Annotated in this window: 14 protein-coding genes; 7 read left to right on the top strand and 7 right to left on the bottom strand. The window is 43.4% G+C overall.

Annotated features, from left to right (window positions below; genetic code table 11):
- Nucleotides 1–188 precede the first annotated feature (188 nt).
- Genes napC through napF form a run of 7 tightly spaced genes read right to left on the bottom strand, consistent with a single transcriptional unit; the run spans nt 189 to nt 6,025 of the window.
- Nucleotides 189–791, bottom strand: a complete 603-nt coding sequence (napC, locus tag PR833_RS05000; protein WP_004922200.1) for a cytochrome c-type protein NapC — start codon at nt 789–791, stop codon at nt 189–191.
- A gap of 9 nt (nt 792–800) precedes the next feature.
- Complete coding sequence (napB, locus tag PR833_RS04995) at nt 801–1,250, bottom strand: nitrate reductase cytochrome c-type subunit (protein ID WP_004922202.1); 450 nt, start codon at nt 1,248–1,250, stop codon at nt 801–803.
- The gene (napH, locus tag PR833_RS04990) at nt 1,247–2,110 is read right to left on the bottom strand and encodes a quinol dehydrogenase ferredoxin subunit NapH (protein ID WP_004922205.1); all 864 of its coding nucleotides are present in this window, start codon (nt 2,108–2,110) and stop codon (nt 1,247–1,249) included. The genes napB and napH overlap by 4 nt, the downstream gene beginning before the upstream one ends.
- A complete protein-coding gene (napG, locus tag PR833_RS04985) occupies nt 2,097–2,792 on the bottom strand; it encodes a ferredoxin-type protein NapG (RefSeq protein WP_004922210.1) in 696 nt (231 codons plus the stop codon). Before napG ends, napH begins: the two co-directional genes overlap by 14 nt.
- A 6-nt stretch (nt 2,793–2,798) precedes the next feature.
- Nucleotides 2,799–5,285 (bottom strand): nitrate reductase catalytic subunit NapA, encoded by a 2,487-nt coding sequence (napA, locus tag PR833_RS04980; RefSeq protein ID WP_040132254.1) that lies wholly within the window; start codon nt 5,283–5,285, stop codon nt 2,799–2,801.
- Nucleotides 5,266–5,544 carry a chaperone NapD gene (napD, locus tag PR833_RS04975; protein WP_014656456.1) on the bottom strand — a complete coding sequence of 93 codons (279 nt, stop codon included), beginning with the start codon at nt 5,542–5,544 and terminating at the stop codon, nt 5,266–5,268. The genes napA and napD overlap by 20 nt, the downstream gene beginning before the upstream one ends.
- Complete coding sequence (gene napF / locus PR833_RS04970) at nt 5,534–6,025, bottom strand: ferredoxin-type protein NapF (RefSeq protein ID WP_272525935.1); 492 nt, start codon at nt 6,023–6,025, stop codon at nt 5,534–5,536. Before napF ends, napD begins: the two co-directional genes overlap by 11 nt.
- A gap of 764 nt (nt 6,026–6,789) precedes the next feature.
- Between napF and nrfA the strand changes: the two genes are divergently transcribed.
- The 7 genes from nrfA (at nt 6,790) to PR833_RS04935 (ending at nt 14,103) form a co-directional block, all read left to right on the top strand.
- Nucleotides 6,790–8,226 carry an ammonia-forming nitrite reductase cytochrome c552 subunit gene (nrfA, locus tag PR833_RS04965; protein WP_272525934.1) on the top strand — a complete coding sequence of 479 codons (1,437 nt, stop codon included), beginning with the start codon at nt 6,790–6,792 and terminating at the stop codon, nt 8,224–8,226.
- A gap of 45 nt (nt 8,227–8,271) precedes the next feature.
- Nucleotides 8,272–8,838: a cytochrome c nitrite reductase pentaheme subunit gene (gene nrfB / locus PR833_RS04960; protein ID WP_004922230.1), complete on the top strand. Its 567-nt coding sequence runs from the start codon at nt 8,272–8,274 to the stop codon at nt 8,836–8,838.
- Complete coding sequence (gene nrfC, locus PR833_RS04955) at nt 8,835–9,506, top strand: cytochrome c nitrite reductase Fe-S protein (RefSeq protein ID WP_004922233.1); 672 nt, start codon at nt 8,835–8,837, stop codon at nt 9,504–9,506. Before nrfB ends, nrfC begins: the two co-directional genes overlap by 4 nt.
- Nucleotides 9,503–10,459 (top strand): cytochrome c nitrite reductase subunit NrfD, encoded by a 957-nt coding sequence (gene nrfD / locus PR833_RS04950; protein WP_272525933.1) that lies wholly within the window; start codon nt 9,503–9,505, stop codon nt 10,457–10,459. Before nrfC ends, nrfD begins: the two co-directional genes overlap by 4 nt.
- A gap of 21 nt (nt 10,460–10,480) precedes the next feature.
- The gene (locus PR833_RS04945; protein WP_272525932.1) at nt 10,481–12,361 is read left to right on the top strand and encodes a heme lyase CcmF/NrfE family subunit; all 1,881 of its coding nucleotides are present in this window, start codon (nt 10,481–10,483) and stop codon (nt 12,359–12,361) included.
- Nucleotides 12,354–13,451: a heme lyase NrfEFG subunit NrfF gene (nrfF, locus tag PR833_RS04940; RefSeq protein ID WP_272525931.1), complete on the top strand. Its 1,098-nt coding sequence runs from the start codon at nt 12,354–12,356 to the stop codon at nt 13,449–13,451. Before PR833_RS04945 ends, nrfF begins: the two co-directional genes overlap by 8 nt.
- A 235-nt stretch (nt 13,452–13,686) precedes the next feature.
- Nucleotides 13,687–14,103, top strand: coding sequence for a hypothetical protein (locus tag PR833_RS04935; protein ID WP_004922246.1), 417 nt, complete (start codon nt 13,687–13,689; stop codon nt 14,101–14,103).
- Nucleotides 14,104–14,703 lie beyond the last annotated feature (600 nt).

Genomic DNA, 14,703 nt, shown 5'->3' with positions numbered 1-14,703 from the left:
AAAGGCTCCAGATCATATCTCAGGCAAACTTTGCGCTGCTGCAATATACAATACACGTAATAACAATGGGTTTATTGATATAGCACAAATATAAACTGAGGCTAGTCAAACCATTAACTGTTGACTAGCCTCTATGCTTCTCAGGCGTGATCCCATTTAATCAACCTTCCTGAGTGACGCTTTTCCATTTAAAAACCCGGCTCAACTTCGCGCATATCAGGTAGCTTATGAGCTATCCCTTTATGGCAATCAATACAGGTTTTTCCATCAACAATGGCCTGATCATGCATTTTGGCTGCCACGCTTTTTTGTGCCGTAAAATCCATGTATTCAAAATTGTGGCAATTACGGCACTCCTGAGAGTTATTATCTTTCATCCGTCGCCACTCATTTTGCGCCATGGCTAAACGGTGCTCTTCAAATTTTTGTGGTGTATCAATGATGCCGAATACTTTGCCATAAAGCTCTTTGCTGGCTTTAATCTTTCTGACCATTTTAGGTCCGAACTCATGAGGTACATGGCAATCAGGACAGGTTGCTCGAACACCACTACGGTTGGTGTAGTGGATCGTTTCCATATACTCTTCATACACGTTTTCACGCATCTCATGGCAACTAATACAAAATTCTTCAGTATTAGCCATTTCCATTCCCGTATTAAAGCCGCCCCAAAAAATGACGCCACTAACAAAACCAATCAATAGTAAGGTTCCCAAAGCCAAACGGCTCGGGCGTCGCCACCATTGCCACACTCTACGGATCACACCAGGCTTAGCGTTATTGTTTCCCATGTCGGCCTCTTATTTCCCAAAACCTTTGGATGGGGTAAATGTGTTCTCCACAATCGGTGATGTATCGGACTGCGGCACATGGCACTGTAGGCAGAAGTAGCGGTTTGGTGCTACGCCACCTAATACTTTCCCCGTAGCATCCACGAAGTGTGTCGGGCTAACGCGAGGCGCCCCTGTTGTTCGATAACTTTCAACACCATGGCATTGTAAGCAGCGATTTGTATTGGTGGTAATTTGATAACCATCAACGCTATGTGGGATCATTGGAGGTTGATTCACATAGTTTAAAGCCATTCTTTCCTGCTCTTTAGGAATATGAATGCCACCTTCTTGAGTACCAGAAACTTCTGGTGACTTAGACAGATCAACGCCATTTGTCGCCCAAGCAAGGCTCGAGGCAACGAGTCCTATTACCGCCATCCAACGGCTCATTGTCTTAATCAGGGCATGGGTTTTCATGATTTCGCTCCCGAACTCCATCGTAGTGTTATTTTAAAAACATCCTCAGAACACACATCGATACAACGACCGCATGTTATGCAGTCCTTATCCGAAATGAATGCTGGGGCCTGTTTATCTAAAACCGGGGTACGCAAAACTTGCGGCTCCGGACAAATGTGAAAGCAATCCATACAGCGAGTACAATTTTGCTTGTTTATCGCTGTGACCATCAGTGCCCCTTTACAACCGGCGATCCCATATAAGGCACCGAGAGGACAAAGGTGACCACACCAGCCATGCTCCACAACGAGTAAATCGAATAAAAATAAGGCGAGCAGCAATAAAGCACCGCTACCAAAACCGAAGATGAGGCTTCGGCCCATTAATGAAACGGGGTTGATCCATTCCCACAATAAAGTCCCTGTTACCGCAGAGCCGATTAAAATCACCACAAGCAACACATAACGGATATAACGAGGGATCGTTGCGGATTGATTAAAATCGAGCTTACGGCGTAACCATGCTGCCGCATCCGTAACAGGGTTTACAGGGCAAACCCAACTGCAAAAAATACGTTTTCCAAGTAATGCATAAACTAGCAATACTATTGCTGCACCAATTAATGTCGAAATAGCAGGTAAATAGCCACTAGCAAGACTTTCTAACGTGATCAAAGGGTCAGTGAGCGGGATTGAATCTAACAATAAACTGCTACTGTAATTACCATGTAAGATCCAGACCCCAAACCAAGGTCCACTCAAAAACATCGCGATTACCAATAGTTGACTGATACGACGCATCCATAACCATTTATGGCTCTGCCACCAGCCCTTTTTCGCCAGAGCTTCGCGTCCGGCATCACGTTTACGATTTGCCATTATTTCCCTCCAGCCAACCAAAACGGTAGTGATGCCCCAATTCACCTTTCGCAAGCGTTAGCGGCAGGACTTTAATGGCCGCTTCTTCGAGGACACAAGCCTGCTCGCACTTACCACATCCCGTACAAGCTTGACTATGCACTGTTGGTAAAAAACGTGCATGCTTACCCGTACGGTGGTTTTGCTCAAGCTCCAGCGTGATAGCCTCATCAATTAGCGGGCAAACGCGATAACACACATCACAGCGCAACCCTTGAAAATTGAGACAGTTTTCCTGATCAAGTAACACTGCCAACCCCATTCGTGCGTCATTGATAGACTCAATCTCTTTATCCAGTGCACCACTCGGGCACACTTTGGCGCACGGGATCTCTTCACACATTTCACAAGGGTTTTCTCGCGCAATAAAATAAGGCGTTCCCGCTGCCAGTCCTGATGCTAATGTTGCTAATTTCAACATGTCATAAGGGCAAGCTTGTACGCACTGCCCACAACGAACACACGCACTCGCAAATGCATTTTCATTAATGGCTCCCGGCGGGCGGAGACGAATTCCACTCGCGCGGGAAGTTTGTTGCTGTAAGCCCAGTACCACACCAACCGCCGCCAATCCGCCTGCCGCACGAACGGCATCGCGTAAGAAACGGCGACGACTATTTTGAGGTTTAGGTTTCTGGGACATATGCAATTACACCTTTTCCAATTTAACGGCACATTTTTTGTAATCCGTCTCTTTAGAGAGTGGGTCTGTTGCATCCAGCGTTAAGTTATTAACTAACTGAGATGCGTCAAAGAAAGCCATATACACCAATCCTTTTGGTGGTCGGTTACGCCCTCGTGTTTCCACAATAGTGGTCACTTCACCACGGCGTGAAATCACTTTTACCTTATCACCACGACGTAACCCTCTCTCTTTCGCATCTAGAGGATGGATAAAGACCTGTGATTCAGGAAAAGCTCGGTGCAGTTCTGGTACACGACGAGTCATACTGCCGGTATGCCAATGCTCCAACACACGCCCCGTTGATAGCCATAAGTCATATTCTTTATCAGGTACTTCCGCCGCGGGTTCAAACGGCAATGCAAAAATGACCGCTTTACCATCTGGCTTACCGTAGAATTGATAACCCGCACCGGCTTTGACATAGGGGTCATGGCCTTCGCTGTAACGCCATTGCGTCTCTTTGCCATCGACCACAGGCCAACGGATACCGCGTGCTTTGTGATAATCATCGAAAGGCGCAAGGTCATGACCATGACCGCGACCAAAACTGGCGTACTCTTCAAATAACCCTTTTTGTAGATAGAAGCCCAATTCGCGTGACTCATCATTGAGCTGATCTTCAGCTAACTCAGTGATCGGGAACTTGGTAACCGCTTGGTTAGCAAACAGCACGTCATACAGGGTTTTACCGCGATACTCCGGTTTTTGAGCCAGTAACTCTTCAGGCCAAACCTCTTCCGTTTTAAAGCGACGGGCAAATTGCACCATTTGCCATAAGTCAGATTTCGCTTCTCCCGGCGCTTTCACTTGCTGACGCCAAAATTGTGTCCGGCGCTCCGCATTCCCGTAAGCCCCCTCTTTTTCTACCCACATGGCGGTTGGCAAAATCAAATCTGCGGCGATAGCACTCACGGTTGGATAAGGATCAGAAACAACAATAAAATTGCGTGGGTCACGCCAGCCCGGCATCCGCTCTTGATTAATATTGGGGCCTGCCTGCATGTTGTTGTTACACATGACCCAATAAAAGTTAAGCGTGCCGTCTTTTAATGCACGGTCTTGCGCCACGGCATGTAAGCCAATTTTTTCAGGGATCGTGCCGGCGGGGAGTTGCCAAACTTGCTCCACTTTTTCGCGGTGTTTTTCATTCGTTACCACCATATCGGCGGGTAAGCGATGGGCAAACGTACCGACTTCACGAGCAGTACCACACGCAGACGGCTGCCCCGTCAATGAGAACGGACCACAACCCGGCTGAGAAATTTTACCTGTCAGTAAGTGCAAGTTATAACAGAGGTTATTCGCCCAAACACCACGAGTATGCTGATTGAAGCCCATTGTCCAATAAGAGACGACTTTTGTGTTTGGATCTGCATACAATTTTGCTAGTTCTTCTAGCTGATCTTTCGGCACCCCTGTCATTTCAGCGGTTTTATCTAATGTGTATTCAGCCACAAAGGCCTTATATTCTTCCCAAGTCATCGGCACAGAGGCATCTGAACCCGGGTTTTTAGCACTTTGTTCTAATGGATGAGTAGGACGCAATCCATAACCGATGTCCGTTGTTCCTCGACGTAAGTTAACGTGTTTATCGAAGAATTCCTGATTCACCGCATCATTTTGAATAATATAGTTAGCAATATAATTGAGGATCACTAAGTCAGACTGTGGGGTAAAGACAATACCGTTATCAGCTAACTCAAAGCTACGATGCTTAAATGTGGAGAGTACAGCAACACGCACATTAGGGTCAGATAAACGCCGGTTGGTAATACGTGACCATAGGATAGGATGCATTTCTGCCATGTTCGAACCCCAAAGCACAAATGCATCGGCTTGCTCGATGTCATCATAACAGCCCATAGGTTCATCCATACCAAAAGTACGCATGAAACCAACAACCGCTGAGGCCATACAATGGCGTGCGTTAGGGTCTAAGTTGTTAGAGCGGAAGCCACCTTTAAACAATTTTGATGCAGCATAACCTTCCCACACAGTCCATTGGCCTGAACCGAACATGCCAATCCCTTCAGGGCCGCGCTCTTTTAATGTGGTTTTTACTTTTTCTTCCATGACATCAAAGGCTTTTTCCCAAGTCACCGGGGTAAATTCACCATTTTTGTCATATTCACCGTCTTTCATTCGCAGCAATGGCTGAGTCAAGCGATCTTTACCGTACATGATTTTCGGTAAAAAATAGCCTTTAATACAGTTTAAGCCACGGTTAACTGGCGCTTCTGGGTCACCTTGGCTCGCCACAATGCGACCATTTTGCGTTCCCACAAGTACACCACAACCTGTACCACAGAAGCGGCAAGGTGCTTTATCCCATTTGATGGCCTCTTGTTGCCCGACGACCGCTTTAGCGATACTCGGAACGCCAATACCTGCCGCCGCAGCAGCGGCCGCAACAGCATTGGCTTTCATGAAGCTACGACGACTGAGTTTCATCATTTTCCTCACATTGCTCATCCTGCTGGTGGTAAACCAGCGAAACAGCCAGCACACCATTAACATTGCGTACTGAATCAATAGTCTCAATCAGGGTGCGACTGTGTTCTGACTCGACAACAACAATCAATTTGCCTGTTTCCGGTGAACTGATAGCCACCTCACAACCGGGTAATTGATTTAAAGCTGCCGTCACAGCGCAAGCCTGTTCACTTTTTACTTGTACAATCAAACTACATACTTGCCAGCTATTGCGCATTTTCATGCTCCAAAGTAATGGCTGATACGGGGCAACCGGCAACACAGGCACCACAACCTGTACAACCTTGCTTATCAATATTGGGCTGATAAATTCCACTCAGTGATGGGAGAAACGCGATCACTTGTGGCTCACAATTGTCTTCGCATCGCCGACATTCAATAGAGCGATATGCCAGACAGGTTTGAGCAATTGAGATGGAAATATCCCAAGGTTGGGAGAGTTGTGGAAGAAATATTGGCTCAGGGCAAGCGGCAGCACAGGCATAACAAAACGTGCACTCCCCTTGCAAAAAATCAACAACGGGATAGCCACCGGGGCCAGATATTAAAATTGAGGTTTCACAATGCGTCAGGCAATGGTTGCAACGAGTACAACTTTCAATGAAATGATCTTCACTACGACTCCATGGCGGTCGAATAACGGGTGCGGCGCGACGCCATGCACCAGTCAACACTCCCCGACGGGTGATATCAGCCATGTTGATTTCCTTAACATTGCCCAAACAAAATTAATGCAAAAAGTAAAAATTAACCGCAATTATTATATGTGTATTCACGCAGAATCTTATCGATAGAGAGTAAAAAAATACATACCACCTAATAGGTAACATTAATGAATGTACTATTTAGAATGAAATAATTTATACAGAAAGTATTATTTGAAATAACGATGTAACTTATTGACTAGAACTTAAATAAATTATCTTCAAACAAAAAATATTAACATTTTTTAAATATGAGAAACCAAATTAATCCTAATGTTTCATGAAACCCTCATATATATAACATTATAAACTACCACTAAAGTAGTAGTTATGGTCATCAACGATGAATATCCACATTGAAAATATTAGAGGTACTGCACACTTTGGTTATTAGTTAAATAATAGATAAGCAGATTACTTAGTCATATCCTACTGATAATAAAGCCTTTCAATATGAATTCAATAAATAAAAACCCTCACTCACATGAAAGTGACGCTTAAATGCTTTGCTCTCATTTATTTTAACTGACTCAATATTTTCTTTCCTAATTTACATTCACGATTCGATATTAATCACATTATTTTAATGACATTTCTTTTAGTAAATTTAGCTTTGATCAAAAACAATATTTTAAGTGTGGTTATTTGTTAGAGCTATTCCTTGAGCATGTCATGATGGCATCAAAACCTATGCCATCACCTATAAATAATAATATCACAGCCAATGGGATGGCTGGCTTATATCACTCGAGGCCCTTATGGCAAAGATAATCAACAGGACTTTGTACTTACTCAGTTTGGTGGCTGGGATATGGTTGTTAACCCCTGCTATTCATGCACAAACTGCATCAAAGGAAGCATCATCAACAATAAATACTAAAAATGAATCCTTTGCTCAGGCTCACCCTGATCAATATCACTCGTGGCGTGCAACATCCGAACAATCACAACGTGAAGATGCGCTGGCAGAAGACCCCCGGTTGGTGATCCTCTGGGCTGGCTACCCTTTTTCACGTGATTACAACAAGCCTCGAGGCCATGCTTATGCTTTAATTGACGTACGAGAAACACTACGTACTGGTGCACCGAAAGATGCACAAGATGGCCCTCTCCCTATGGCTTGTTGGAGCTGTAAAAGCCCAGATGTCGCCAGACTTATCCAAGAGCAAGGGGAAGATGAATATTTCCACGGTAAATGGGCTAAAGGTGGGCCTGAAATTGTTAACGTACTAGGGTGTGCTGACTGCCACAAAACCGACTCTCCAGAATTCGCGCAAGGCCAGCCCGCTTTAACACTCACCCGTCCTTATGCCGCTCGAGCCATGGAAGCGATTGGTAAACCCTTCGATAAAGCCAGTCGTTTTGATCAGCAATCTATGGTGTGTGGGCAATGCCACGTTGAGTACTACTTTGCAGGGGAAAATAAATCCGTCAAATTCCCTTGGGATAACGGTACGAAAGTGGAGGATATGGAAGTCTATTATGACAATATCGCCTTCTCTGACTGGACAAACTCACTGTCGAAAGCCCCTATGTTAAAAGCACAGCACCCAGAGTATGAAACATGGAGTGCGGGGATCCACGGTAAAAACAACGTGACCTGTATCGACTGCCACATGCCTAAATTACAAAATGAAAAAGGCGAGCTCTACACCAGCCATAAGATAGGTAATCCATTCGATAATTTCGAACAAACCTGTCGTAACTGCCATACCCAAAGCAAGCAAGAGCTACAAGCTGTCGTTGCCGAGCGCAAACAAGCTATCCAAGAGATGAAAATCAAAGTGGAAGATCAACTTGTTCATGCCCATTTTGAAGCTAAAGCAGCTTGGGATGCAGGGGCAACCGAAAAAGAGATGGCGCCCATTTTAGCTGATATTCGCCATGCACAATGGCGCTGGGATTTAGCTATTGCATCTCATGGTATTCATATGCACGCACCAGAGGAAGGCTTGCGCATGCTCGGTGGCGCAATGAACAAAGCTGCTGATGCTCGCACCAAACTCGTTCGTCTATTAGGTGCTAAAGGCATTACACATGAAATTGCTATTCCAGACATTTCAACCAAAGAAAAAGCGCAACAAGCAATTGGTCTGGATATGGAAAAAATCAACGCTGAAAAACAAGAGTTTTTGAAAACTGTCGTGCCCGAATGGGATGCACAAGCTCGTAAAAACAACCTGTTAAGCCAATAACCGTGATCCGCCTCATACAGAGGCGGTATAACCAATGGAGTTAATATGAGCGTACTACGTTCGTTATTCACTGCTGGGGGGCTGGCATTAGGCTTGTTATGGAGCATTGCAGCCTCTACTGCGACACCTCCCGCGACAGAGACGGGTGAACGTTGGGTTGTTACTCAGCAACGTAACCCAGATGCAGCCTGTTTGGATTGTCATAAACCCGACAAAGAAGGTATGCATGGCACTCACGCATCGGTCATTAACCCTAATAATAACCTTCCCGTTACCTGTACCAACTGCCATGGTAACCCAGGCCCTCATCACCGTGAGGGGGCTAAAGATGTGATGCGGTTTAACCACCCTATGTATAGCGTGGAGCAACAAAATAGTGTCTGTATGTCATGTCACTTACCCGAACAGCTACAAAAAGCGTTTTGGCCACACGATGTTCATGTGACTAAAGTTGCCTGTGCCAGTTGCCATGATCTGCATCCAAAACAAGATACGATGAAAACACTTAATGACAAAGGTCGCGTAAAAATTTGTGTTGATTGTCACTCAGACCAACGTAATAACCCTGACTTCAATCCAGCGGCGGTAAAATTGCTTAAGGAGCAGCCATGAGTTGTTCGCGTCGTCAGTTTATTATTTATGCAGGAGCCTTGGCGGCGTCAGGAGGTGCGACACTCCATAGCCTCGCAAATACGATGAAAGTGGATGGCGTACGTTACGGCATGATCCACGATGAAACCTTATGCATAGGTTGTACTGCTTGTATGGATGCCTGTCGAGAAGTCAACCAAGTCCCTGAAGGGGTTTCTCGGCTAACCATTATTCGCAGCGAGCCAATTGGTCACTTCCCAGATATCAAATATCGCTTTTTCCGGCATTCATGTCAGCACTGTGAGCATGCACCTTGTGTCGATGTTTGCCCAACGGGCGCATCATTTATTGATAAAACGACAGGGATTGTCGATGTTAACCCAGACCTATGTGTTGGTTGCCAATATTGTATTGCGGCTTGCCCTTACAGAGTAAGATTCATTCACCCAGTCAATAAAACTGCCGACAAATGCGATTTTTGCCGAAAAACAAACTTGAAAAAAGGTAAACAACCGGCTTGTGTCGAAGCCTGTCCAACCAAGGCATTGGTCTTTGGCAATCTGGATGATCCTAACAGTGATATTTCTCTTATGTTGCGTCAAAAAACCACGTATCGCTATAAAATAGCCCTCGGTACTCGCCCCAAAATGTACCGAGTTCCGTTCAAATATGGGGAGGTTAGCCAATGACAACTGCTTCTGCTTTCCATTTTGAATCTTTAGTTTGGGATTGGCCCATTGCCGTTTACCTCTTTCTAATTGGTATTTCAGCAGGGTTAGTGGTGCTTGCCGTGCTATTGCGTCAATATTATCCGCCTGAAGCAACCAGTAAGAGCACACTAATGAGAGCCACTCTATTTCTGGCACCGACGACCGTTATTTTGGGATTACTCATTTTAATTTTCCATTTAACACGCCCATGGACCTTTTGGAAATTGATGTTCCACTACAGTCCGACCTCCGTCATGTCGATGGGGGTTATGCTCTTCCAAGTCTACATGGTGGTACTCGTTGTCTGGTTAGCTAAAGTTTTCGAAACTGAACTGGTCGCAATACAGCAAAAATGGCTACCGCGTTTTGGCTTTATTCGCTCACTATTAAATTTATTCACACCCGCTATACGCGCCATTGAAATCACCATGCTCGTACTGGCGGTATTATTAGGGGCTTATACCGGTTTTTTACTTTCCGCGTTAAAATCCTATCCATTCTTAAATAACCCTATCTTACCTGCTCTCTTTCTCTTTTCAGGGATCTCATCGGGGCTTGCCGTCGCGCTCATTGCTTTAGCATTGCGCTATCGCCAAAATGTCCATAACCCAGAAGCGCATTTTCTACATCGCGTTGAAGGCTTTGTCGTTTGGCTGGAAATCTTCTTATTAGCGGCTTTCTTTGTCGGTTTAGCATTAGGGGATGATGGCAAAATGCGCGCGCTTATCGCAGCACTTGGTGGAGGCTTTTGGACTTGGTGGTTTTGGATTGGTGTGGTTGGCATTGGTTTTATGATCCCACTGGCCTTGAAAAAATGGGTCAATAATAGCCAAAGTGCCGCCCGAGTGGTTTTTGTCAGTAGTGCGAGTTTGGTTGGGGTCTTTTTATTACGTTTCTTTGTCCTTTATGCAGGGCAATTAACCGTCGCTTAATTAACACAAACAAGGTGCTCATTGGAACTTATACTCCCTGAAATCGGGTTTATTAGCTTGCTGTTAACACTCTGCATAACCAATTTTCATGCCTTGTTTGGGTTGGTTAGTACCTACAAACACACCCAAAAATCACGCTTACTTGGGGTTTATTGGTCTACTCTGCAATTTATATTTCTCGTTATTGCGTTTCTTTGCCTAACTATTTCCTTTATTCAAAGTGACTTTTCGGTGGTGTATGTTGCTCAACATAGCCACCGTTTATCCCCTTTATTAATAAAAATAGCGGCGGTTTGGGGTGGGCATGAAGGTTCACTCCTTCTTTGGGTGCTTTTACTGTCGACTTGGCATCTGTTATTCGCTTGGCGCTATCGCAAACAAGATCACCCCTTTTTTGCTTTAACCTTAGCTATTCTTGCCGCAATGAGCGCAGCGCTACTTTGGTTTATCGTGCTCTATTCAGACCCTTTTATGCGGCTCTTTCCGCCCGCGATTGAAGGTCGCGACCTCAACCCAATGTTGCAACATTGGGGACTTATTTTACATCCTCCGCTACTTTACTTGGGTTATAGCGGCTTGATGGTCGTCACATCATGCGTTTTGGCTTCGCTGATTGCTGGAAATTTCAGCCAAACTATTGCATGGGTTTGTTGGCGTTGGGCCGTACCAAGTTGGTGCATACTTACCATGGGGATCACGCTAGGCTCATGGTGGGCCTATAGCGAATTAGGATGGGGCGGTTGGTGGTTTTGGGATCCTGTCGAGAATGCCTCACTGTTGCCTTGGCTAGCGGCAACCGCCCTACTACACAGTTTAGCGGCTTCGCGAAAACAGGGAAGTTACCGCCATTGGTCGATGATCTTAGCCATAGTCACATTTATTTTATCATTACTTGGCACGCTTATTGTTCGTTCGGGCATACTCGTGTCAGTCCATGCATTTGCCCTAGATAATGTTCGTGCAATACCATTATTTTTATTATTTATTAGCATGAGCATCGTCACCTTACTTATTTATGGTTGTAAGGCGAAACCCGCAGCATCAGCCTCTAAACGGGCATTAACCCTACGCGAAATCTATTTACAGATGACATTGATTTTATTTGTGGTTGTCCTGTTTATTGTGTTAGTCGGCACGCTATATCCCATGCTCTACAGCCTACTTGGGTGGGGAAAGATATCAGTCGGAGCGCCTTATTTTAACCAAACATTACTGCCTTTTGGCTTAATTATGCTGATGGTTATCGGCGCTTGGGCCGTGGGGAGCCTCAAATCATCTACCCGCTCTTTTTTCCGTTGGCGTTTGTCTGTTAGCATCATTGCCGCTGTAATCGCCCTACTTTTGCGATGGAGTGATGCTAAATTTATCGCGAGCGCAACGGCTATAATGGTTGGCTTACTGTTGCTATTATGGCTACGCCCTCTCAATGAAATACAGAAGCGACTAGCCTCATTACTTGCACACACTGGCGTGATTATTTTTGCCACTGGTATTGCTTTTTCTACTGTAAGCAAACAAGAAATCAGTGCCAATATGACGGTTAATCACACCGTTTCACTCGCCGGTTATCAATTTAATTTCAAGCAATTACAGTTGGATACTCAATCCAATTACACCACTGAAAAAGCGCTCATTGCCGTTTATCAAAAAGATACATTTATTACACACCTTGAGACTGAACGTCGATTTTATACCGCTCGCCAACAGATAATGATTGAACCTGGTATGCACTGGGGATGGATGCGAAATTGGTACGCCGTATTAGGTGAAAAGACGGGAAATAACCGCTATGCGCTACGATTCTATGTGCAAGATGGTATCCAGTGGATCTGGGGAGGGGCTTTTATCATGTGCATCGGTCTCTTTATTGGGTGGTTTAAAGGGCGAAGTCAGCATGAATAAACTCTTGCATTATGTTGTTCTAACATTATTACTTATGGTGACGAATATAGCCAAAGCCGACATTGTGGATACTTGGCAATTTGCTACCGCAGAACAGCAAACAACTTCATTACAAATTGCGGCTCAATTACGCTGCCCTCAGTGCCAAAATCAAAACCTGCTCGAATCCAATGCCCCTACCGCTGTCAGTATGCGCCATCAAGTGTATAAAATGGTAGCGGAAGGGAAAACTGAAGCTGAAATACGCTCTTATATGACCGAGCGATACGGTGATTTTGTACTCTACAATCCGCCATTACACATGGGAACCATTGTACTCTGGAGCCTGCCGTTTATCGGATTCATCTTTGTCATCGCCCTGCTCTATTATTTAATAAAAAAAAGAGCCTCAGTACCGCGAACAAATCAACATAATTCAACGGAAGCTACCATTACTCCGACGTCTAAGCTGTCCATACAATTAACTCATGAAATTCCATCACAGCACGCCGAAGTGAAGCGCAACGATACCCTTTCTTATTATGCTATCCATTTATGCGTAGCTCTATTACTGCTCCTTACAATAGCAGGGTATTTTTTTCTACCGCGCTTTAGCGCCACTTATCATGAATACCAGCGCATCTCAGACCCATTACATATATTGACCCCACTACAGCAACAACAAAGTGATCTGATACGCTTACAAAATAATATTCGACAATCCCCCCAAAATGGTGACCTTTGGGCAATCCTCGGTGAATATTATTTATATCAAAATAGCTATGACAATGCCTTGATTGCCTATAACCAAGCACTTAAATATACAGGAGAAAACGCGCAACTTTATTCAGCTATCGCGACTGTGCTCTATTATCAAGCGGGGCAACAGATGACTGAAGATACAATGCAAGTAATAGAGCATGCATTATCCATTGATAAACATGAAGTGACCGCTTTAATGCTATTAGCCTCAGACGCCTTTATGCACGCCAACTATGAAAAAGCCATTAGCCTATGGCAACAACTACTCGATAGTAATAGCCCTAGAATTAATCGTTCACAATTAATAGAAGCGATAAATATGGCCACAATAATGAAAAATAATCATTAAATCATTTTTTGATTATTTTTCATTTAAAGTACATACACGTCATCAATAAAAAACTTAAAATAACAATAACTATTCAAATAAACTTAACATAACAATTTATTATTAATTGTAACCCTTTGTCTTTAATTGACTATTGTTATTTCATCCCCATATAAACACGCCTATGCTTATGCTACCTTAATATCGCCTAATTCTAAAATTACTACTATTATTCAAATATAAAAAGAGTAACTTCATGAAAAAGAATATATTTTCATATTTAATTATTGCTCTTATCGCAGGCGGCTCATTTGTTGCTGGCATGATGGCAAATTATACCCCTGATCTGGATATCGTTAAAAAATCACAAAAAGCAGTGGAGGATTTCCTTACATTTCCCGAAACCGCCGAATATAAAAATGTTCATTACTATGAAATTCGGCAAACACTCGATCACGGAATACTTGGTTATGTATGTGGTGAGGTACTCGTTTTTAAAAGCGAAAATTCCTTTGGCTATAAACGATTCCTCGTCAAAACATATATGCACCAAGATGGAAGAAATGTCGTTTCTATCCCTTTAATTGAACGTTCTGGAAATATTTTTCCTAACGACAACTTCAACATCATCTGGGATCAATTTTGCCGTGAACAATCTGATAAGAAAGAATAATCTCTTTTGACGCCTGTAGTATGCAACTTAACCTTTATCAGCTCACCTTTTTGGCTTAGTAATAAATCACTCTTAATAAACCAGCACGCCCTCTTTTCTTCAACCCATTGATGAATATTGTTAATCTCCTTCAATTCATGTCTATTTATTACATAAGCCAAAAAGCCAATCTATTGAATACACAAGAAAATTTTACATAAACAATATTAATATCTTTAAAAATATTAACACTTGACGTGTGTTTTGATACACAGTTCACATTTTTATCATCGGATTTATACGGTACATTAGTGTCAAGTCAAACGAAGGGAGAGATATCTCATCATTGAGGAATAAAAATTAATGTTGATGTTCTTTAATCACATTAACCAGTATCAATGTCGTTACACCATAAAATAGTAAATAATAATATTCGCAAAAATAAAAGTATAATATTTAACCAGTTGAATACTGAATTCTAATACCAGGGAATTTATTAGTACCAGTGTTATATCATTTCCTATCTGATATAGCGCGTAACAAAATATTACGCTTGTAATATAAAATAACATGCTAAGTTGAATACTTAAGTTATTATCATATAAACATTATATATTTAAG

This window comes from Providencia sp. PROV189 (genome assembly GCF_028480065.1).
Lineage (GTDB): Bacteria > Pseudomonadota > Gammaproteobacteria > Enterobacterales > Enterobacteriaceae > Providencia > Providencia stuartii.
Note: the sequence above shows the minus strand (reverse complement) of the source record. Positions and strands in the feature narration are given on the sequence as shown.